Origin of the sequence: Leptospira kemamanensis, from assembly GCF_004769665.1 — a bacterium.
GTDB lineage: Bacteria > Spirochaetota > Leptospiria > Leptospirales > Leptospiraceae > Leptospira_A > Leptospira_A kemamanensis.
Genome location: NZ_RQGG01000028.1, coordinates 43,098 through 63,264 on the forward strand (window position 1 = coordinate 43,098; position 20,167 = coordinate 63,264).

The following is a 20,167-nucleotide window of genomic DNA, read 5'->3' on the forward strand; positions in this document are numbered from 1 at the left end:
ACAAGTGACTGGTCATTAAAGCGAAAGAAAGCGGTTGGATTCAAAAAAATCGGTAAGGTCTTTGCGGTCTGATTTCCATTGCAACCAAATCCAAAGATAGGGTTTCGCATCCATTCGCACCCAGACTTGGTTGCGTAATGCATTTTGGTTCCGGATTTGGTCTGCTTGGTATACTTGGAAAGTTTTCCCAAAAACAACACGTTCCATTTGTTTTGGTGAGATGGGTTTTTGGAAAACGGATTCAACCCAAAGACTTTTGTCTGTGATCGGTTCACTCCATGGCAAAATGCGGATGACCATAAAAAATCCATCCCGTTTGGCTGGATAAACCGTCAGTTTTTTTTGGTTTGTGGATTCGGTTTTGATGACAACTGCTTCTGGAAACTGAAAAGAAAATGTTTCCCATAAAAAGTTTTGGTTTGGTTCTACCAGTGTCTGGGAAAGGATCGTACAAGTGAAACCGAGAAAGAAAAACAAAGGAATCCAAAGACCTTTCATCCCATGAAACAATCTACAGAAGAAACCATATGGCAAGTCAGAAATTCCTTTTTGGGAATCTATGTCCATTTCCCCTATTGTTTCAAAAAATGTGATTATTGTGATTTTTATTCGGAAGGGATTGGAAATGGTCCAGCTAACGATGAATTGTCGCTCTTTCAAACATACCAAAAAGAAGCATTAAACCGAATTTCTCATTTTCCAAACCTAAAAAACAAAACCATTGATACTGTTTTTTTCGGTGGTGGTACACCATCGAAGGCCACAACAAAACTTTGGGAAAACTTCATTCACTTCCTTCGTTCTGAATTTGAGTTTGCCAAAGATACAGAAATTTCCATTGAAGTGAATCCAGAAGACCTAAGTCCCAACTTACTCGACACATATGCGAAGATTGGGATCAACCGTGTGAATGTGGGTGTCCAAACACGGAATCCCATCGGTTTAGAATATTTGGGAAGGCATTACGACAAAGAAAAATATGACTCTCTTCGTGACACACTCATTCATTCTCCGATCAAACGAGTGGGAATTGATTTGATGTATGGAATTCCAGGGTTAAATGAGTCTGATTTTTTCAATGACCTAGAGTATTTTTTGGATGCAGGTCTTCCCCATTTGAGTTTATATTCTCTCACCTTAGAAAAAGGAACTCAGTATTCCAGAGATGTAAAAGACCATAAAAAAAAAGAACCCGAAGAAAGGATCCAATCCGAAATTTTACTCACCTTACCCGAGTTAATGGAAAAAAAAGGATACCGTTGGTATGAGGTTTCCAATTATGCCAAACCAGGTTTTGAATCCAAACACAACCTCAAGTATTGGACCTTTGAACCTTATCTTGGCATTGGTCCTGGGGCACATGGAATGATTGAAGGGCATCGGTATGGAAATCCAAGGAATGCAAACCTCTACCAAAAAAAACCACAGGAAAAGAAATATGAAGAGGTGACTCCTAACTCAGAACTTGCCCTCACCCTCTTTCGGTTATTTTCGCCGTTTCGTTATTTAGAATTCATTCAAACTTATTTAGATGTTCCAAACCAAACCCATTACATCCAAACCATCCACTCTTGGGAAAAACGAGGACTTTGTTCGCTCTCCGATGGAGTTTTTCAATGGAAAAAAGAAGCATTACTTTTGTTAGATGACCTAATTTTGGAAATCACCAATTGATTTTTCTCTTTGGATTGGCAAAATAATCCTAAAAAAAGATTGCCCATAGACCCCTCTCGAAAAATACTGTTCGTATCCCGGGCCTGTAGCTCAGTTGGTTAGAGCACTCGCTTGATAAGCGAGGGGTCACAAGTTCAAGTCTTGTCAGGCCCATAAAAGAAACGGGGCGTTAGCTCAGCTGGGAGAGCATCTGATTTGCATTCAGAAGGTCATCGGTTCGATCCCGATACGCTCCAAAAACCCGTTTTCTCTTTCTCCCCCTTTTAAAAATTTCTTGCTATCTGAGAGTCATTCCGGTACACCTTTGGTGTCATGTCCGTAAAAGAAATCCTCAAAGACAAAGCCTCCTCCGTTCTTTCCATCGAAGAAGATAGAAATGTATTGGAAGCCACTCAGATGATGGTGGGTGCCAAAGTAGGATCACTCATTGTGACGTTCGAAGGAAAGTTGGTGGGAATCTTTACCGAAAGAGACCTGATGCGAGTGGTTGCCAAAGACCATGCTAATCTTGACAAAATCAAATTAAAAGATGTGATGACCACTCAACTCACTGTTGCTGGTCCCGATGAAGACGTGGATGATATTTTGAACAATATGATCACAAAACGATTTCGCCATATGCCAGTCCTTGATGGTGACAAAATCATTGGACTCATCTCCATCGGTGATGCGGTCAAAACCAAACTAAACAAAACACAAGCTGAGATGCATATCCTCCGAGAGTATATGTATGGCCCACACTAAAACAATCTGTTTTCTGTTAACAAATCAATTGTTTTCTCTAAAACAATTTTAAGATTCTTCGTATCTTCTCTGTTATACGCGATTAATTTATCAAGCGCTTCTTTGTTGTTTGTCTGTTGGTAAGAATACCAAAGCAGAGGTGCTTCCCTTCCATCCATTCCTGCAATGGCTTCTGGTCGCACGAGGCCTAGTTGGATTTCCGATTTTTTTAAGCCCCCTTTGATTCCTATGGAATGTAAAAGATTCATCAGATCGAGTTGTGGGTTTTTCACACGGTAGTGGAATTCTCTTTCTAAAAACGGAATGTCAAATCGCCTTCCATTATAAGTAACGATGATGTCTTCGGGAAAAATGGAATCAAATAAAAACTCTAAGTCTTTTCCTCGTTCAAAGGTGCGAATGGTTTCTTTTTGAAACAAACTCACAACGGTTGTGACTGAGGATTCTGAGATCCCAGTAGTTTCTATATCCAAAAAACAAAATCGTTCTGGAAAGTTTTGCCAAAGTCTCCAATACTCAAGGCTTGGAAGTTCACTTGTAAAAAAAGAAAAATTGGCCTCCTGAAATTCCGTTTCCAACTGTTCCAAACGCTCTTCTAAAATGGATACAGAAGAGAGAAGTGGATCGTTTGTTGTTTTTTGGTATTGGATGAGTGAAGTCCAATCATACACTCCAACCCCACTCAATTGTTTTTCTTTTTTTTCACCGATGCCAGGAAAGAGTTGGAGGCTTTGTCTTAAATGAGATCCGTACATGATTTCCACCGTTTCAATCCTTCTAAAAACACATCTTCCTTGGCACCAAATCCAATCCGAAGAAACCCTTCCATTTCAAAATTGGAACCGGGCAATACAAAAACTCCTGTTCGTTCCATGAGTCGATCGGCATAGTCTTCAGAACGAATCCCTGGTTGTAAACGAAGCCATCCCACAAGCCCACCTTCTGGTGGGGAAAAAAATTCTACGTTTGGTAACTCTCGCCAAACAGAAGTGAAGTGGTCTATATTATTTTGTACACGTTTTTGAATGGAAGGAAGAAATGAATCTTTTTCTTTGAGAAGGCCAAGTGCAATCCGTTCGGAGATCGGGTTTACTGTGTGTGTGAGATAATCCTTAAACGACCTCGCTCGTTTGATAAAGTCTTTGTCTGCAATGAGCCAACCTACCCGAAGGCCAGTGACTCCAAAACATTTAGTAAAGGAACCTGTTCCATAAAATAGATGCTTGGGATCCACACCCGTTTTTCCCATTCCTCCACCCTTTGGTAAAAATCGGTAGTGTTCATCAAATACAACGGGTTTCTCTTTTTGATGTAAAAGAGTGAGAAGTGAATCCCACTCGTTTGGGGAGAAGGTCATACCAGATGGATTGTGCGGGTGGTTCAGCACATAGAGATCTGCATCGACACCCTCCCAAGTGGAAGCAGCAAATGCGTTTGCATATGGGACGGGAAGGATTTCTGCACCGAGCATTTTTGGGATTTCATACAGAGCTTGGAAGGCTGGCCAAACTAGCGCCAGTTTTGATTGAGGCTTCACCAAAAGTTGAAAGGCGATGTACAAGGCTTCCCCTGTTCCTGTGGTGACAAGGACTTCCTCCGGGGAAACACCTGGATACAAGTTGGCGATCGTTTGGCGAAGTTCGTACGAGCCTTGGTTTGGTGCATCATACATAGGAATTTTGGAAAGATCTTTCCCTGTGAGACCTGCCAAAGAAAGCATCTCCTCCATGGTAAAATGGGAAAGGCCACTTTCCCCTAAATTACAAAATGCGTTCAGACGGAATCGTTCCAGTCTGTCTTCTATGAAAAATTCTCTTGGTTCCAAAATTGATTTCCAGACTACTTAGCTTCAAAAGACTAGTATGTAAGCTATGTTGAAACCAGAAGACAATATCCTATCTTGGACGAAATCACCTTTTTCTACAGAAATCCAATCCGAGGCCAAAAAGGCTTACGAAGATTGGCAAAAAGGAATCACCTCAGAACTCGTCGATTCATATGCACACCCACTCAGTTTTGGTACCGGGGGGATCCGCGGGAAAATTGGAAATGGGATCGGTAAAATGAACCTGTATACCGTTGGTCGTGCCGCTCTCGGTTTCCTTAGTTATTTAAAAGACACAAAAGAAAATCCTTCGATTGTCATCGCCTATGATTCCCGAAGATTATCCAAAGAATTTGCAGAACTATCAGCTGGGATTGGTGCCACTCTTGGTGTGAAGGTGTATCTATTTCCGAAGGTAACACCGACTCCCATTTTGTCGTATGCCATTCGGTATTACAAAGCCAGTGGTGGGATTGTGATCACTGCATCCCATAACCCACCAGAATACAATGGATTCAAAGCCTATTTGGCTGATGGAGGTCAACTTGTTCCTCCCGACGATGCTTTTATCATCAAACGGATTGGTGAAATTGAAGATTGGTCTTCGATTCCTATGATTTCCAAATCCGACAAAGTTTATAAAAAATTTGTAAAGTCTGTCGGGGCCGATTGTTTCAAATCCTATTTAAAAGAATTAAAAAATGCGAATGTACAATCAAAAGCCAAACCAAAAACTCGTAAGAACTTAAAAATCGTATACTCTCCGTTACACGGGACAGGTGGAGATTATATGAAAGAAATGTTATCCTTTTTTGGATACAAATCTGTATTTTTAGTTCCTGAACAAAAAAAACCAGATGGCGAATTTCCAACGGTCAAATACCCGAATCCAGAAGAAAAAGAAGCTCTCGCCTTATGTGAGTTTCACGCTAAAAAGAAAAAAGCAGAAGTGTTCATTGCCACTGACCCAGACGCAGACAGGTTGGGTGTGGGTGTTCGAAAATCCGACGGGGAATATGAATATCTGAATGGAAACCAAATTGGATCCATTATGGCAGCTTACCTTTCTGAACGTAAAAAAACAAAAGGCAAAGTATACCACTTAGTCAAAACCATTGTCACAACCGACTTACAAGAAGCCATTGCGAAAAAAAATGGAATCAAAATCAAAAATGTTCTCACTGGGTTCAAATACATTGCAGAAGAAATGAAACAAATTGAAACAAAGAAAAACAATTTGTTTCTATTCGGTGGTGAAGAATCTTACGGATACCTTCCCGTACCTTTTGTACGAGACAAAGATTCCCTTTCCAGTGCCCTCCTGTTTGTAGAGATCCTAGCAGAAAAAGGAGATCTACTCTCTTACCTGAATGAAATTTATCTGAAGTATGGACTGTACCGCGAAAGTTTGTATTCTCTTACCTTAGAAGGAAGTTCTGGACAAACTAAAATCAAAGAATCCATTGAGGCTTTACGAAAAGAAAACCTCATTGGAAAGATGATTGGGGGAAGAAAGGTAGTCAGTGTTCTTGATTATGAAACACAGAAACCATCTGGTAAAGGCAAAGCTTCTGTATTCAAAGGGATGCCAAAATCAAATGTGATCCAAGTGGAACTAGAAGGAAATGCAAAACTCACCATCCGCCCTTCAGGGACAGAACCTAAGGTAAAAGTATATTCCTCTTTTGCTTCTCTGAAAAAACCAAAAAAATCTTCTGAGATCCCAGGCCTTTGGGAAACTCTTGGATCTGAAATTTCTCGCGCTGAAAAAGACTTTTTACAACTAGCAGGCCTATTATGAACTCCGAAACCAAAACCAAATTTGATAGTATCAAACAACTTTCTGACAAATACTTACTTGGTACATACAACAGATATCCTGTAGCTTTCCAATATGGTGTCGGAGAGATGATCTTTGACCAAGATAACAAAGGTTATATTGACTTTTTAGCTGGAATTGCGGTATCTAATTTAGGTCATGGGGAAGCAGATCTCATCGAAGCTTTACGGAACCAAATGGATAAAATCCTTCACTCATCCAATTTGTATTACTCTGAAGAACAGGCGAAACTCGCAGAAGTAATCATTGAAAACAGTATTCCTGGAAAAGTGTTTTTATGTAATTCGGGAACTGAGGCCAATGAAGCTGCATTCAAACTGATGCGTAGGCATGGTGTGAACCAAAACATTGATAGTCCAGTGATATTAGCGCTCCACTCCAGTTTTCATGGCAGAACATTATCAGCTATGTCCATGACGGGCAATGAATCGGTTCGCAATGGATTTGGAGAACTAGCAGCTGACGTCCATTTTGTGGAACCCAATAATGAAGATTCTCTCATCCAAGCATTCGAACAGTATGGTGGTTCCATTGCAGGGATTATCATGGAACTCATCATTGGAGAAGGTGGAGTGATCCCACTCACACAATCCTTTGTGAACCTCGCACGTAAACTCACGGAAGAAACCAATTCCCTGCTTGTGTTTGATGAAATTCAAACAGGGATGGGACGAACTGGTAAGATGTTTTGTTTTGAACATTACGGTATGTATCCCGATGCATTCACACTTGCCAAAGCACTTGGGTCTGGATTTCCAATGGGTGCCCTTGTTGTTTCCAAAGAATACGAATCCGTATTGGAAAAAGGGATGCATGGTTCAACCTTTGGCGGAAACCACCTTGCCTGTGTTGCTGCCTATGAAACATTTAAAATCATCCTTTCTCGAAACTTACTCGATCATGTTTCCACAATCTCGGAACAAATGTTCCTACGCCTAAAACAAATCATGGAGTCCACTGGGAAAATCAAAGAAGTTCGCGGACGTGGGCTACATATCGGTGTGGAATTGTATACAGAATCAAGACCCGTTGTGGAAGAATGTTTGAAACGTGGTCTTGTGGTGAATAGCACCGCAGGAAAAGTCATTCGTATTATCCCTCCACTCATCTTAAGCATCGAAAAAGCGACAGAAGGATTGGATATTTTAGAATCAGTTTTAAAGGAAATGAAATGAAAAAAGTAGCAGTACTTGCCGGTGACGGAATCGGCCCAGAAGTAATGGAAGTTGCCTTACAAGTGGTAAGGAAAGCATTAGGAACAAAATTTAGCGAATTTAGCTTTGAACACGCATTAGTTGGAGGAGCTGCGATTGATGCCACTGGTTTTCCTCTCCCAGAAGAAACATTAAAACTTTGTGAATCATCCAGTGCGATTTTTTTTGGTTCTGTAGGTGGACCTAAATGGGAAGGACTCCCACCTGATAGACAACCAGAACGAGGTGCCCTACTTCCTCTTCGCAAACATTTTGATTTATTTGCAAACCTTCGCCCAGCGATCATCTATCCTGAGTTAAAAAAAGCAAGTCCCATCCGTGGTGATATTATCGGTGATGGCCTTGACATTCTCATCTTACGCGAGTTAACTTCTGGAATCTATTTTGGAAAACCCAAAGGTCGTGAAGGAAGTGGGCCTGAAGAATTTGCTTATGACACAATGCGTTATTCTAGAAGAGAAATTGAACGGATCGCACGCACAGCATTCGAAGCTGCTAAAAAACGGAATAAAAAAGTAACGAGCATCGATAAAGCAAACGTTCTTACCACTTCTGTATTGTGGAGAGAAGTGGTAGTCGAACTTCATAAAAAAGAATACTCTGATTGTGTTTTGGAACACCTCTATGTGGACAACGCCGCAATGCAGCTCATCGTAAAACCAAAACAATTTGATGTGATGCTTTGTGAAAATATGTTTGGAGACATCCTTTCCGATGAAGCTTCCATCATTACAGGTTCGATTGGAATGTTACCTTCTGCTTCTCTTTCTGAATCTGGGTTTGGACTCTATGAACCATCTGGTGGATCAGCGCCTGATATCGCAGGAAAAGGAATCGCCAATCCAATTGCTCAAATTCTTTCTGGAGCTCTGATGTTACGATATTCTTTCTCAATGGAAAAAGAAGCAGTATCCATCGAAAACGCAATTCGTTCCGTTCTCAAAAAAGGACTCAGGACTCGTGATATCGCCGAAGAAGGCACGACAGTCCTTGGAACCAAAGAAATTGGGGTTGAAATCGAAAAGGCACTTGGATAAGGTACTTAGAACATCATGCAAGCAGGCATAGGACCCACAGGTAGACCATATCAGATTCTCATCGCTGAGAATTCCAAATTCCAGTCCAAACAACTCCAACAGATTTTGGAATCAGAAGGTTTCAAAATCTTAGGAATTGCCGAAACAGGAAAAGAACTCTTAAAGATGTACAAGGAAAATCGCCAACAGATCGACCTTGTCACCATTGAAATCTTTTTACCAGAAGTAGATGGTTTTGCTGCCTTTTGGGATATGAAAGAGATGGGAGTTTTGCCAAGGATTCTTTTTATCTCAGAAGAAAACACACCATCTGTCATCAAAGCACTTTTAGAAAATGGTGCGATGGACTATATTGTGAAACCAATCAAACGGGAAAAAATCTTAGAGAAAATCAAAGAAACTCTCATTAAGATTCCCAAAGTATAAAATTCAAATTACGACCCTCTTCTTTGGCCCTGTGGCTAAAGTAAAGAGGGCTCTGGAACACATCCACATGATCATTTCTGATCTGAAGCTTATCGCCAAACTGACGTTTCACTCTCGTTTCAATCGCAAGCCCCACATCCAAAAGAAATTTTCCGTTTCCTTTTGGCATACACACATCGTTCCCTAAACTTTGGAAATCAGTAGCGACGTCTTCCCCTACTTCGTAATTGGATCTTTGGATGTAGGGTCCAAATTCCAGTGACAAGTCTTCTAAAAAATCACCCTCATCCAGTAGAGTTTGGATCATTTTTTCTGTGATCCCTAACTTTGTTCCTTTCCATCCGGAATGCAAAACAGAAACAAACGGTCGTTTTGTGGAATGTAAAAAAACAGGTACACAGTCAGCGGTTCTCACTACCAAAACTTGGTTTTTCTGACTCGTATACAATCCGTCTCCGATGGGAACTTCCCCCGGATCTTCCATGGTCGAATCACTCACACAATCGATTTGGTCTCCATGAACTTGGTTTAAACAGGTGATCTGGGAACTGGGAAGGTTTGTTTCTTTGGCGAGAACCGACTTCGTAAAGTTACTCCATTCAATGGGAGACTTTGGAAAACCATATACATCCGAAAGAGAAGTAGTTAAATCTTTTTTTCCCAAAGAGCCAAAGACAACCTTACCATAAGGAAGAGAAATTTCTTTTCTCATGGAGAGCTGACCTTACCCAAAAACAAAGAAGAATGCAGATCCCAATTTTCTTTTTTAAAACGATGTCTAAGGTCTTCACAGTTCCAATCCTTTCTTTCACATAACAGATTCATTTTCTTAGGATCATAATTCCATACATAAAAACGAAGTGGAATGGTTCGCCAGGTATAGATCACAAAAGGAAGTTCTAACTCAGGCAAACGATTGTCTAATAACAAATCGATCTTTCGAACATTTAAGTCTTCGTAACTGAGTTTTCCTTCGTGACCAATCCGACCTCGCACAGCAATCGGTTTTCTTGCAAACGATTTGTCGGTTAAGCCCGATTCAGCTTCAAAGGCAAATTGAGGTTTTAAATAATAAATAAAATGAGCTTGCGCACCAAAAAAGGCTACTCGAAATTCTTGCAAAGCCCCTTCATCATAACCACGAACATCCATTAAATGTTGATCATAAAACATCCGTTCTTCTACGATTCCATGCCAATCGGGAATACGATTTCCATCCATTTTCAATGGATCGATATGAATGGCAGAGGAAAGGATAAAAATGAGAGAAAACAATATTGAATTTTTGGAATACAAACGGTAAAATAACTTTTGTTGATTTGATTCAATTTGAGATTCCCTTGTCCAAAACTGCAATTGTTGAAATGCCAAATAAGAAAGATAAGGCAGGATCGGGATCCAAAATCGATTCCCCATAAAATCTCCACCCACATAGAGGACATACACTATATACAGGAGTAAAGCAGCATGAGTAAAAAGATCTTCCTTTGTTTGGCGAAACCTTTGGTACATCTGAATGCCAGAAAGAACCATCACAAAAGGATACAAAGGATACGTCTGAAACAAATACATTAGGTAATAAAACCCTTGTGAAAGATAACTTCCTTTATTTCCCTTCGCATAAAAGGTATTTGGAAAAAAATCTTGGTAATAACCGAACCGAAAGAGAAGAAAAATGAAAAAAAGAAATCCAAAAAGAATGGGTGTTCTGAACCTTTTTTTACGCAACCAATCCAGAGATACAAAAAGCAAAAACAAAACCCCTTCTGGACGAGTGAGACTTGCTAACAAAAAACTAATAAAAACAGCATCTTTCTTTTTTTCCCAAAAGAGGAAACCCATGTTTACAAAAAAAGTAAACATGGCCGTTTCCAATCCAGAACTCGCAAATATATAGAGATGATAAAAAAGTCCTAAATGAACAAGTAGAAGTGGATAAAAACTGCCAAACGATTCTTTGTATTCTACATAAAAAAACAAAACAAGCAACGAGAGATAAAAAAAGATTCCTGTATAAACAGAGAGAGACTGCGGAAGAAACCCGATTCCATAACCGAGAGACAAATAAATTGTCCAAAGAAAATTGGTATAACCTTCAACTTTTTCTTCCAAGTTAAAAACAAAGCCATTTCCTTCCCATAAATTTCGTGCATACACAAAGCTAATGTAAGCGTCATCACAAATCCATCTCCAAACAAAACTTTGGTAACAAGCATACCCAATGATCAATATTGATAAAATGGTAAAGGAAGGAAAATTCCGATTCGAAACAAACATCAATTAATCCAATTCAAATGATTTAATAAACTCTTCAATGATTTTGATGTGATCCATCTCGGGTGTTGGATTTTCCAAAGAAGGTTCATATAAATAGTCATCAAACACGTGAAAGTCGAAAATTTTCAATTCAAAGTCAGGGAGTGTGATGATGATATTTTCTGCATGGATGTCAAAAATCAATTTTTCTTCTTCAGCTAAGTATTTGGTAACTTCAATCACTCGATTAAAGTCAACTGCGATTTTTTTTAGTTTAGATTTCGAGATCACACCGAAACGATGAGAATCAAAGTTCAATTTCCATTTGGGAAACAGTTTATCCAAGATCGGATTTTGATCTAATTTTTCATTGCGGATGGTAAATTCTTTTAAATGTTTCCCAGCAAGGAGTGGTTGTTGGTCACATGGGGTAAGCGTGATATTGGGAATTCCAAATGGATTTTTTCGCACTCGCATTCCCATAAAAAATCGGGTGGGAACGACCAGGTCAGGAATGAGTGATTTTAATTTCCAATAATGCAAACGTTCCAAACCCAATCGTTTGAATTTAAAATCAATTTCATCTTTTTTGGAATCACGAAAGGTTTGAGCTTTTAAAAAATCTCGTAATTCAATTTCTTCTGGTTTTAAAAAACGAGGTAAATCCCTTCCCACTTCTTTAAATAAGGAACCAAAAATCACATCAGAAGGTAGTTTCGATTTTCCTATTTTAACGACTTGGTTCCAAGGAAGTTTATAAACAAATTTATAAGAGCCACGTCCGATATATCCATCGGTAGACAATGGCATAAAATTGTCTAAGAACTCACGATCGTAACGATAGGTCATCCGAAAGACATGGGATACGGGAAATAATCGTTCGTAAAAGTTACGAATGAAACCAGACTTTCTTAGAACTTCATCCACGGGAAGATCTTCCAGTGGAATTGGTTCTTGTTTTTTATTAGGGTCAACAAACAGCTCTTTGTCGAGACCCTTTTCCAATAACTCCAAAAATTGGGGAATTTTTCCCCAATTTGGATATTGATTCCATAATTGTGAGATCTTATCTCGGATCCCTTTGATTGGACCTTGTTTCTCAGTCACGAGAGATGTTTACTTCCAACGAACAATGGCTTCATAGTCGAAGAACTTTTCTTTTTTAGAAAGACTCTCCGAAAGTTTTTGATCCTTCTCGGCATCATACCACCAATAATCTGAAGAAAAACTTTCATCTCCATATTTTCCCAGTGGTAAACTTGGCATTCCATATTTTTGCCAATACAAAAGTCTTGTGCTAGGCAAATGCCATAACAAAACATATGGGTATTCCTTATATACAATCCGATCAATTTGTTTTAAGATTTCATTTCGTTTTGTTACAGAAAATTCCGTTTTTTGTTTTTCAATAAGTTTATCCACTTCAGGGATCTTTAGTCCAGGAAGATTGGGTTGGCCTTGTTCATCGGCATGCTTGGACAACCATTGGGATTCAGGATCTTTAAAAATTCCAGAACCCCAAGCAGCCCATGTCATATCAAAATCATATTTGTCAACACGTTCACTCCAAGCTGCTAAATCAAGTGTATCGATCGAAGCACGAATTCCCACTTCCTTTGCTTTTTCCAAAAAGACAGTGAAGTATTTTTCTGTTTTTTTATCCCGATCTAAGATAGAAAACTGAAACGGTTTTCCATCTTTTTCCAAAATTCCTTCTGCGTTTGGTTTCCAACCTGCTTCCGCAAGTAACTTCCTTGCTCTTTCAATATCAAACTTTGTAGGAGTATTGGGATTAGGTTCACCACCTAAATAAAAATCTGGATAATAACTATTGGTTGGATCATACTCACCATACGCGAGTTTGTCGATCATCAATTTCCTATCTACGAGTAAGTTCATTGCTTCTCTCACTCGTTTGTCAGAAAAAATTGGTCTTCTTGAGTTCATTGCCCAACCCTGAAATCCAATTGGTTTTAAATTAAAAATCCGTTGTTTGGCGATCCAATTTTTATCAAAGGATTCTCCTTTTGCTTCTTCCACCCAAACAAAGGCTGAATAAACAGGATAAATATCGATATCACCCTTTTTGAATGCTTGTAAGGCAACAGCTTCTTCGTTGTATACCTTATAGACGATTTGATCAAAATTGTTCCTTCCTTCGTTAAAAGGATAAGCTCTTTGCCACCAATCACCTCTACGTTCTAATTTGATGTAACGGTTCTTTTTGACTTCCGTGATTTTGTATGGACCAGATACTACAGGGAACTCCATATTTTCTTTGTTAAAGTCTTTTCCTTCAAAATGATGTTTTGGTAAAATAAAGATAGAAGATGCGATATCATTAAAATTATTCCAATGTACTTCTTTTGCTTCAAATAAAACGGTTAACTCATCCAATTTCACAGGTTTCAAAAACCTGGATAAAGAAATGCGAAATACAGCCGTTCCATGTTTCGGATTCATAATCGTATCATAGGTAAAAATCACATCATCTGCAGTGACGGGTTTTCCATCCGACCAACGTGCATTCGGATCCAAATAAAACGTAAACTTCTTTTTGTCAGGAGAGATCTTCCATTCACGAGCCAAATGAGGGATAGTTTCTAATGTGAGAGGATGGTAAGCCGTAAGTGGCTCATAGAGACTTGTAAAGATTCGTGCTGTTGTTGTGAATTGGTCTAAGTAATAGTTCAAAGACTTGGGAAACTGGTGGGAATAGATGCGAATCCTACCCCCTTTTTTTGCCTTGGGATCAGCCACTGGATTTTTTGCTTGTAAGGCCTTTGGAATGGAATTCACATCACCTTCCCAAGATTGGTCTACCACTCGACTGAGGGTATCCTTCGTATCTTCTTCGGTACAGTTTTGGGTAAAAAGAATTGGTAAAAGACAAGTGATACCAACCAAAACAAACTTGATTACTTGGAAACGAACCATATGGTATTGAACTAATTTATGAAACATCCCTTCCATCAAATCCATTTGTACGAGATAGGCTCAAGGCTTTTTTGTGGAAAAAAAGGGAAACCGATTCCAGCTCTCTTCGACGAAATAGAAAAAAAAGCACCCTTTGTTTGGGCAGATGAAATTTGGCTCATGGGAGTGTGGAAAAATAGTCCCAGTTCTAGGAAAATCGCACAGACCATGCCTGAATTACAACCAGATTTCCATCACGTGAAATCCAATTTAGAACCAGACGATGTATATGGATCACCTTACGCCATTTATGACTATGTTCCAGATCCACTGATCACTGAAACAAATGACCTAACAGAAATCTATGAATGGTTCCATTCTAAAAACAAAAAACTAATTTTAGATTTTGTTCCCAATCATTTGGCCATTGATTCACCTCTCGTAAAAACATATCCTCATTTGTTTCTAAAAGCCGAAGAATCAAATGATCTCAAAAACACTTTCCTACATCCCAATGGACAAATGTATTTCCACGGAAGGGATCCCTACTTCGATGGTTGGACGGATACCATCCAATGGGATTTTTCCAATCCAGAAGTAGAAGTTTTTCATGTCCAAATCCTTCGACATATCGCCAAACAGTGTGATGGCGTGCGTTGTGATATGGCAATGTTACCTCTGCCTGATGTATTTGAAAAAACTCACGGAAAAAGGTCTGTATACAATTGGCAAACTGTGATCCAAACGATCAAAACAGAATTTCCAGAGTTTAAATTTTATGCCGAAGTGTATTGGGGTTTAGAGGAAACACTCTTATCTCTTGGTTTTGATGCCACTTACGACAAAGACTTATATGATGCCATGTATCATAAGGAATTACCAAAAATAAATGAAATACTCAAACACCCATCAAAGAAAAATCAGATTCAATTTTTAGAAAATCACGATGAAAGGAGAGCCAAACAAAGTTTTGGTGAACAAAACAAAATCTATTTCAGTTTACTCCAAGCAAATCCAAACATCATTTTATTCCATGATGGCCAAGAGCTTGGTTACAGAAAAAAAATTCCCGTACAAATGATCCGAGCCGATGAGGAAACTCCGAATCTGGAAACTTTAGAATTTTACCAAAGAGTTTTTTCCGTGGTCAAAAAAAGAGGAAAAACGATTCATTACGAAGAAACAAACTATTCCGAGTTCAATCAATTCCCAATATTCACACGATTGATTCATTCGGAAAGCCAAACCGAATTGTTTCTGTGGAATTACCAAAACACAACTGTTTCCGGATGGATTCCTTACCAAGAAGGAATCTTCTACCAAAAGGAACTGAAAGATTTAGTGAGTGGAAATATTTTTCCTCAAGAAAAAAATAAAGAAGGTATCTATTACCAATTGAAACCAAACCAATTGCAATGGTTTATTTTTTAACTCGTTCCGCAAAAACAACACCTTGGATCATTCTTAAATTCTCTAAAATTTCCTTGAGTTGGTCCAAGTGATCCACTTCTAACATAAATTTGGCAGTAAGAGTTCCATTAGGATGTGATGAGGCACCTGCTTCCAAGATATTGGTTTCTGTACTGGAAATGGATTCCACCATGGACAAATAAATTCCCTGTACATCCTTGGCACGGACTTCAATTTGAATGGGGATTGGTTCCCCAGGTCCTTCCCAACGCACTGGAATTGTTTTCATCCATTCCAATTGTTTTGTAGCAGTTGTGCAGTCTTTTTTGTGTACACTCACTCCCCTACCTCTTGTGATAAAACCAATGATTTCATCCCCAGGGATCGGAGTACAACAAGAAGCAACTCGCACAGGAACATCATTCCATCCCGCAACAGAGATTCCAAACTCCTTGGATTCTTCTTGGTTGGGATTTGGTTTTGTTTGTTTTTTGATTTTAACTTTTTTAATTTCTTTGATGGTGTTTTCATCAAAGTTTGGATTTGTCGCTTCTAAGACAGAACCAATGGTTTCTTTTTGAGAATCTTCTTGGAGTTTACGGAAATAGGCACGTAACTTCTGTCTGGCGCCAGATGTTTTAACAATCCGAAGCCAAATCGGAGATGGTTTGGAATTTTTTTCGGTGATGATTTCGACTTGGTCACCAGATTTCAATTCCGTACGAAGTGTAACCATTCGACCATTTACTTTTCCACCACGAGCATGGATTCCCACATCTGTATGGATACGGAAAGCATAGTCTAAAACAGTTGCGCCTTTTGGCATTTCAATGATCTCACCCTTCGGAGTGAACACAAAGACTTCATCTTCGTGAAGATCATATTGGAGTTCTTCCATAAACTCTTTGGAATCAAGGCTTGGGTCTTGCCAGGATTTCAAAATTTCGAGCCACTTCATCCGGAAGGCATTTTCCACTCCGTTTTGCAAAATCACAGAGGAACGAGATAAGTTTGTGGATTCTTTATAAGCCCAGTGAGCTGCCACCCCATTTTCAGCAATGGCATTCATCTCTTTGGTCCGAATTTGCACTTCCATAGGACGACCATCGGGACCAAATACCGTTGTATGCAAAGATTGGTATAAATTTGTTTTGGGAGTGGCTATATAATCTTTAAATCTTCCAGGGATGGGTGTCCAAAGAGTGTGTACGATTCCAAGCACTCCATAACAATCTTTGATTTCATTGGCGATGATACGAACAGCTCGTAAGTCAAAAATTTCGGAAAAGGATTTTTCCTTAGTCACCATTTTACGATATATGGAATAAAAATGTTTTGCCCTTCCATCAATTCTAGCATCAATATTAATTTCAGCTAACCTTTGTTTGAGGATAATTTTTATCTTTTCAATGTATTCATCACGTTCTGATTTTTTGGCAGAAACCCTTTTTTTGATTTCTTGGTATTCTTCAGGATGAAGTGATTGGAAGGCCAAGTCTTCCAATTCAAATTTTACTTTATACACCCCAAGTCGACCTGCAATCGGGGCATAGAGTGATAAAACTTCTTTTGCAATTCTTTTTTGTTTTTCTTCCGGTTGGAATTTCAGTGTTCTTACGTTATGAGTCTTATCGGCAAGTTTAATGAGCATCACTCGCACATCTTTGATCGTGGCAAGTAACATCTTACGGATGTTTTCTGCAGCTTCTGTTTCTTTGGACTGCGATTTGATTTCGGAAATTTTAGTAACACCTTCCACAAGTGCCGCAATGTCTTCTCCGAATTCGCGAGCCATATCTTCTTTCGAATAACTTGTATCTTCAACGACATCGTGTAACAAACCCGCTGCGATTGCCCTTTCGTCGAGTCCCAAATCATCTAAGACTGAGGCAACATTCATGGGATGAATGATATATGGTTCCCCAGAAAGTCTTTTTTGGCCCTCATGCATTTTATCAGCAATGTTATATGCCTTTTCGACCAACCCAGCTTTTTCAGGACCAAGTCGTTTTTGGACAGCGTCAAATAACTCTTGTTTGTCTTTTATGTCCTGATAGAGTCCCATTATTTGATATCCAAACTAATGTCTAAAAACTTAACCGTATGCGTTAAATACCCCATACTCACACCAATTCCATCAAACTTGGATAAAAACCTTAGTTTATCAGGGGTAATTCCACCAGAACATTCGATTTGAATCCCTGGTGCCGTTTCTTTTAGGATCTGAATCGCTTTTTCAGTATCTACATCTGAAAAATTATCGAGTAAAATGATATCTGGCTTCGATGCAATTGCATCATTTAATTGTGCAATCTCATCAATTTCCAACTCAATTTTTTTCCCGGGATTTTTTTCTCGTACCATTTGTACGGCAGACTGAATAGATCCAGCTTTGGCAATGTGATTGTCCTTTAACATGGCCATCTCAGATAAATTCAATCTATGGTTGGCACCACCACCAGTATATACCGCATATTTCGCCAATTTTCGATAACCAGGAAGTGTTTTACGTGTATCGAGGATGAGGAGGTTCGGAAATTCTTTTGCCACTCGGTTCGCATTCGTTGCAATGCCTGAAAGGTATTGGATGAAGTTCAGTAAAATTCGTTCCATCTTCAAAAGATCTACGAGGGAACCTTTCAGTTCTCCAATGATTGTGCCTTTGGAAAGAAAGGCACCATCGTCTAGAGCCTTCGTCCAAGTAATCGATGCTTTTGTTTTCTGAATGAGGCATGGGATCACGGCAAGTCCACAGAGGATCCCTTCTTCTTTTGCCAAAAGAATGGCGGTGCAAGTTTCCTTTTGGGAGAAAAGAGTGTCTGTTGTGATGTCCCCAGCAGGTAAATCCTCATCCAAAGCCAATTGGACCAAGATTTCAAAGTCTTTTTCTGTAATTGTGGTAACGGGAGTTGTGTATCCTCGGTTCATATGGGTCCTATGATTTAGACAAAAAAAAAGCTGTCTTTACGACAGCTTTATTTCTTTCACCTAAACAATGTTTATTGTTTAGGAGCTTTTCCGATTTTTCCCGTTTTTGGTGGGATGTTCAATTTTTGTTTTGGATAAATGAGGTTTTTGTTACGAATGCTCTTACGGTTCGCTTCAAAAATACGTGGCCAAAGTTTTGCATCGTTATAAACGTCTTCTCTGTCCGCAATTCTCCAAAGGCAATCAGCAGGATTTGATTTTTCAACAGTGTATCGTTTCCAACCACCAGATAATTCTTCGATTTGAGAAGAAGATGTTTGGTTAGAATCTTTGTTTTCTGTTGTTTTGTCAGAATCTGCATCTACAGCGTTACGATCTGTTTTCGCTACGTTGTTTTTTCCTTTCAAAGTTTCAATTTGGTCAATGGAAATCTCAGCCAAACGAATCGCTTCTTCGGATTGAGCAATCGAGTCTTCAAATTTGTCTTGTTCTAAAAGGTTTCCGGATGCTTGTAAAGATTCGTTAGAAGCACCTAAGTTTTCTTGTGTGCTTGCATATGATTCTTTTGCATTAGACTTGAGGTAAGACTCAGCATTCAATTCACCAAATCGAAGGTTGGCATCTTCTACCACTTCTCTTGCTTGTGTATTTCGGTTCTTCGCGTGATCTTTGATGGAGTCTTGTAATAAAGCGGCAGAAGCAAGTCTTGCTGCTTTGATTTTTTCATCAGCGGATTTTAGTTTTCCTGCTTGGATGTCTTCTCTTGCAGAAGCGATTCTAGCTTTTTCTTCATCAATGGCTGGGTTTCCCGCTTTTGAATACGATGCTGCTTTATCTAGGAGTGCGTCTACTTCATCAGCTGACTTCACAAGTGATCCACCTGATTTTTCAAGTGCTACTTTTTTTGCGTCAGAACTGATTTTAGATGCTTCTTGGAATTGGTTATGAGCATCTTCATATTCTTGCAAAGCAACAGTTCGTTTTACTTCTTTTGCTGTTTCATCTTTGTCTTCACGTAAATAAGAAGCAAGGCTTGCATCAGCTTGCGCTAATTTAGTTTCCCCTGCATCTCTTGCAGCTACTGCTTTTTTGTATTCTTCAGGAGTGTATTCAGAAGCATAGGCTTCGTCTGCAGCATCAATGGCCGCCACTGCTTCTTCACGAGATTTTGCAGCTAACTTAGGTAATGTTTTCTCAAGAGCATCGTATGCTTTTGAAATTGCATAATCTGCACTCTTTTTGGAGTCAGATGCTTTTTCTTCAGCGGCAAATTCATTGGCAGAAACTAAACTTTTTTTAGCTTCGCTGAATTCTTCAGGGGCAAATTCTTCGGCGGAAAGTCTTTCTGCTCGTTCCACTTGTGATTTCGCTAACGCGAGTTCTTTGAGTGGTAGTTCTTGTGCGCAGTTTACAAATCCTGCTGAGAACAATACCAAAGCGGAGAGAAAGACTGATGTCTTTTTCTTTTTTAACATAACAAACTCCTTAATGTTTGGTAGGGGGGATTGTAAGAGAGAAGCGCAAATACGCTTCCCCTATTATTTGAAAGCAGTAACTGCTTCGTCTTCGCTGTCGAAAATTTCAAAAAATGAAGTCAACTTAGTGAGTTCAAATACTTTTCGAACAGAACCTGCTACGTTGATGATTTTTAATCCACCTTGGTATTTTTTCAGGTTGGACAAACTTGAAATTAAAGCTCCAATTCCGGAAGAGTCGATGTAAGATACCTTCTCGAGATTGATGACGATGCAATACCTTTTGTTCTTCGATCAATTTGGCGATTACATCCTTGATCTCAGGCGCGTTATAAAGGTCGATTTCCCCGTTAATATCGAGTACTACGATTTTATCTTTTTCCCTTCTGGTGATTTCCATGTGTGTCTAGAGACTCCTCAAT

The 20,167-nt window shown here is 39.2% G+C and carries 17 protein-coding genes, 2 tRNA genes and 1 pseudogene; 9 read left to right on the top strand and 11 right to left on the bottom strand.

All coding sequences use genetic code 11. From position 1 onward, the window contains the following. Positions 1 to 15 precede the first annotated feature (15 nt). Positions 16 to 498, bottom strand: coding sequence for a hypothetical protein (locus EHQ59_RS08760; protein ID WP_135619295.1), 483 nt, complete (start codon positions 496 to 498; stop codon positions 16 to 18). Between the two features lie 3 nt (positions 499 to 501). On the opposite strand from EHQ59_RS08760, the gene hemW reads away from it, so the two are divergent. From hemW to EHQ59_RS08780, 4 genes are all read left to right on the top strand, one after another. Then, the gene (hemW, locus tag EHQ59_RS08765; protein WP_135619296.1) at positions 502 to 1,674 is read left to right on the top strand and encodes a radical SAM family heme chaperone HemW; all 1,173 of its coding nucleotides are present in this window, start codon (positions 502 to 504) and stop codon (positions 1,672 to 1,674) included. Between the two features lie 79 nt (positions 1,675 to 1,753). Next, a tRNA-Ile gene (locus tag EHQ59_RS08770) sits at positions 1,754 to 1,827 on the top strand. Positions 1,828 to 1,837: 10 nt separating this feature from the next. Further along, positions 1,838 to 1,910: transfer RNA gene (locus EHQ59_RS08775), tRNA-Ala, on the top strand. Between the two features lie 76 nt (positions 1,911 to 1,986). Continuing rightward, the gene (locus EHQ59_RS08780) at positions 1,987 to 2,418 is read left to right on the top strand and encodes a CBS domain-containing protein (protein WP_135619297.1); all 432 of its coding nucleotides are present in this window, start codon (positions 1,987 to 1,989) and stop codon (positions 2,416 to 2,418) included. Here the strand turns inward: EHQ59_RS08780 and EHQ59_RS08785 are convergent. After that, positions 2,415 to 3,173, bottom strand: a complete 759-nt coding sequence (locus EHQ59_RS08785) for a ribonuclease H-like domain-containing protein (RefSeq protein WP_135619298.1) — start codon at positions 3,171 to 3,173, stop codon at positions 2,415 to 2,417. The genes EHQ59_RS08780 and EHQ59_RS08785 overlap by 4 nt on opposite strands. Beyond that, the gene (locus tag EHQ59_RS08790; protein ID WP_135619299.1) at positions 3,155 to 4,243 is read right to left on the bottom strand and encodes a pyridoxal phosphate-dependent aminotransferase; all 1,089 of its coding nucleotides are present in this window, start codon (positions 4,241 to 4,243) and stop codon (positions 3,155 to 3,157) included. The genes EHQ59_RS08785 and EHQ59_RS08790 overlap by 19 nt, the downstream gene beginning before the upstream one ends. Before the next feature lie 46 nt (positions 4,244 to 4,289). Between EHQ59_RS08790 and EHQ59_RS08795 the strand changes: the two genes are divergently transcribed. From EHQ59_RS08795 to EHQ59_RS08810, 4 genes are read left to right on the top strand one after another with little or no spacing between them, the layout of a single operon-like run. Beyond that, positions 4,290 to 6,044, top strand: a complete 1,755-nt coding sequence (locus tag EHQ59_RS08795; protein WP_135619300.1) for a phospho-sugar mutase — start codon at positions 4,290 to 4,292, stop codon at positions 6,042 to 6,044. After that, positions 6,041 to 7,258, top strand: coding sequence for an aspartate aminotransferase family protein (locus EHQ59_RS08800; RefSeq protein ID WP_135619301.1), 1,218 nt, complete (start codon positions 6,041 to 6,043; stop codon positions 7,256 to 7,258). Before EHQ59_RS08795 ends, EHQ59_RS08800 begins: the two co-directional genes overlap by 4 nt. Continuing rightward, positions 7,255 to 8,334 (top strand): 3-isopropylmalate dehydrogenase, encoded by a 1,080-nt coding sequence (gene leuB, locus EHQ59_RS08805; protein WP_135619302.1) that lies wholly within the window; start codon positions 7,255 to 7,257, stop codon positions 8,332 to 8,334. Before EHQ59_RS08800 ends, leuB begins: the two co-directional genes overlap by 4 nt. Before the next feature lie 15 nt (positions 8,335 to 8,349). Continuing rightward, the gene (locus EHQ59_RS08810) at positions 8,350 to 8,760 is read left to right on the top strand and encodes a response regulator (protein WP_135619303.1); all 411 of its coding nucleotides are present in this window, start codon (positions 8,350 to 8,352) and stop codon (positions 8,758 to 8,760) included. On the opposite strand, the gene EHQ59_RS08815 is transcribed toward EHQ59_RS08810, so the two are convergent. The 4 genes from EHQ59_RS08815 to EHQ59_RS08830 are packed head-to-tail and all read right to left on the bottom strand — an operon-like array spanning position 8,741 to position 13,980. Further along, the gene (locus EHQ59_RS08815; RefSeq protein WP_135619304.1) at positions 8,741 to 9,472 is read right to left on the bottom strand and encodes a purine nucleoside phosphorylase YfiH/LACC1 family protein; all 732 of its coding nucleotides are present in this window, start codon (positions 9,470 to 9,472) and stop codon (positions 8,741 to 8,743) included. The two genes, EHQ59_RS08810 and EHQ59_RS08815, sit on opposite strands and share 20 nt — an antisense overlap. Continuing rightward, positions 9,469 to 11,037, bottom strand: a complete 1,569-nt coding sequence (locus tag EHQ59_RS08820) for a hypothetical protein (RefSeq protein WP_135619305.1) — start codon at positions 11,035 to 11,037, stop codon at positions 9,469 to 9,471. Before EHQ59_RS08820 ends, EHQ59_RS08815 begins: the two co-directional genes overlap by 4 nt. 3 nt (positions 11,038 to 11,040) lie before the next feature. Then, on the bottom strand, positions 11,041 to 12,102 hold the full coding sequence (locus EHQ59_RS08825) for a hypothetical protein (RefSeq protein ID WP_244245463.1): 1,062 nt from the start codon (positions 12,100 to 12,102) through the stop codon (positions 11,041 to 11,043). 30 nt (positions 12,103 to 12,132) lie between these two features. Then, positions 12,133 to 13,980, bottom strand: coding sequence for an extracellular solute-binding protein (locus tag EHQ59_RS08830; protein ID WP_244245453.1), 1,848 nt, complete (start codon positions 13,978 to 13,980; stop codon positions 12,133 to 12,135). On the opposite strand from EHQ59_RS08830, the gene EHQ59_RS08835 reads away from it, so the two are divergent. Then, positions 13,972 to 15,363 carry an alpha-amylase family protein gene (locus EHQ59_RS08835; RefSeq protein ID WP_135619307.1) on the top strand — a complete coding sequence of 464 codons (1,392 nt, stop codon included), beginning with the start codon at positions 13,972 to 13,974 and terminating at the stop codon, positions 15,361 to 15,363. The two genes, EHQ59_RS08830 and EHQ59_RS08835, sit on opposite strands and share 9 nt — an antisense overlap. On the opposite strand, the gene EHQ59_RS08840 is transcribed toward EHQ59_RS08835, so the two are convergent. From EHQ59_RS08840 to EHQ59_RS08855, 4 genes and pseudogenes are all read right to left on the bottom strand, one after another. Further along, positions 15,353 to 17,407, bottom strand: coding sequence for a RelA/SpoT family protein (locus EHQ59_RS08840; RefSeq protein ID WP_135619308.1), 2,055 nt, complete (start codon positions 17,405 to 17,407; stop codon positions 15,353 to 15,355). The genes EHQ59_RS08835 and EHQ59_RS08840 overlap by 11 nt on opposite strands. Further along, entirely contained in the window at positions 17,407 to 18,270 is an 864-nt protein-coding gene (gene nadC / locus EHQ59_RS08845) for a carboxylating nicotinate-nucleotide diphosphorylase (protein ID WP_135619309.1), read from the bottom strand. The genes EHQ59_RS08840 and nadC overlap by 1 nt, the downstream gene beginning before the upstream one ends. 71 nt (positions 18,271 to 18,341) lie before the next feature. Next, positions 18,342 to 19,745 carry a lipoprotein LipL71 gene (locus tag EHQ59_RS08850; RefSeq protein WP_135619310.1) on the bottom strand — a complete coding sequence of 468 codons (1,404 nt, stop codon included), beginning with the start codon at positions 19,743 to 19,745 and terminating at the stop codon, positions 18,342 to 18,344. Between the two features lie 63 nt (positions 19,746 to 19,808). Next, positions 19,809 to 20,145: pseudogene (locus EHQ59_RS08855) on the bottom strand (STAS domain-containing protein). Positions 20,146 to 20,167: the final 22 nt, after the last annotated feature.

Excerpts from the sequence above, each read along its gene's own strand:
- EHQ59_RS08785 (WP_135619298.1), bottom strand. The coding sequence starts at position 3,173 with ATGTACGGATCTCATTTAAGACAAAGCCTCCAACTCTTTCCTGGCATC.
- EHQ59_RS08850 (WP_135619310.1), bottom strand. The coding sequence starts at position 19,745 with ATGTTAAAAAAGAAAAAGACATCAGTCTTTCTCTCCGCTTTGGTATTG.
- leuB (WP_135619302.1), top strand. The coding sequence starts at position 7,255 with ATGAAAAAAGTAGCAGTACTTGCCGGTGACGGAATCGGCCCAGAAGTA.
- nadC (WP_135619309.1), bottom strand. The coding sequence starts at position 18,270 with ATGAACCGAGGATACACAACTCCCGTTACCACAATTACAGAAAAAGAC.
- EHQ59_RS08835 (WP_135619307.1), top strand. The coding sequence starts at position 13,972 with ATGAAACATCCCTTCCATCAAATCCATTTGTACGAGATAGGCTCAAGG.
- EHQ59_RS08840 (WP_135619308.1), bottom strand. The coding sequence starts at position 17,407 with ATGGGACTCTATCAGGACATAAAAGACAAACAAGAGTTATTTGACGCT.
- EHQ59_RS08810 (WP_135619303.1), top strand. The coding sequence starts at position 8,350 with ATGCAAGCAGGCATAGGACCCACAGGTAGACCATATCAGATTCTCATC.
- EHQ59_RS08780 (WP_135619297.1), top strand. The coding sequence starts at position 1,987 with ATGTCCGTAAAAGAAATCCTCAAAGACAAAGCCTCCTCCGTTCTTTCC.
- EHQ59_RS08795 (WP_135619300.1), top strand. The coding sequence starts at position 4,290 with ATGTTGAAACCAGAAGACAATATCCTATCTTGGACGAAATCACCTTTT.
- EHQ59_RS08830 (WP_244245453.1), bottom strand. The coding sequence starts at position 13,980 with ATGTTTCATAAATTAGTTCAATACCATATGGTTCGTTTCCAAGTAATC.
- EHQ59_RS08815 (WP_135619304.1), bottom strand. The coding sequence starts at position 9,472 with ATGAGAAAAGAAATTTCTCTTCCTTATGGTAAGGTTGTCTTTGGCTCT.
- EHQ59_RS08760 (WP_135619295.1), bottom strand. The coding sequence starts at position 498 with ATGAAAGGTCTTTGGATTCCTTTGTTTTTCTTTCTCGGTTTCACTTGT.
- EHQ59_RS08820 (WP_135619305.1), bottom strand. The coding sequence starts at position 11,037 with ATGTTTGTTTCGAATCGGAATTTTCCTTCCTTTACCATTTTATCAATA.
- EHQ59_RS08800 (WP_135619301.1), top strand. The coding sequence starts at position 6,041 with ATGAACTCCGAAACCAAAACCAAATTTGATAGTATCAAACAACTTTCT.
- hemW (WP_135619296.1), top strand. The coding sequence starts at position 502 with ATGAAACAATCTACAGAAGAAACCATATGGCAAGTCAGAAATTCCTTT.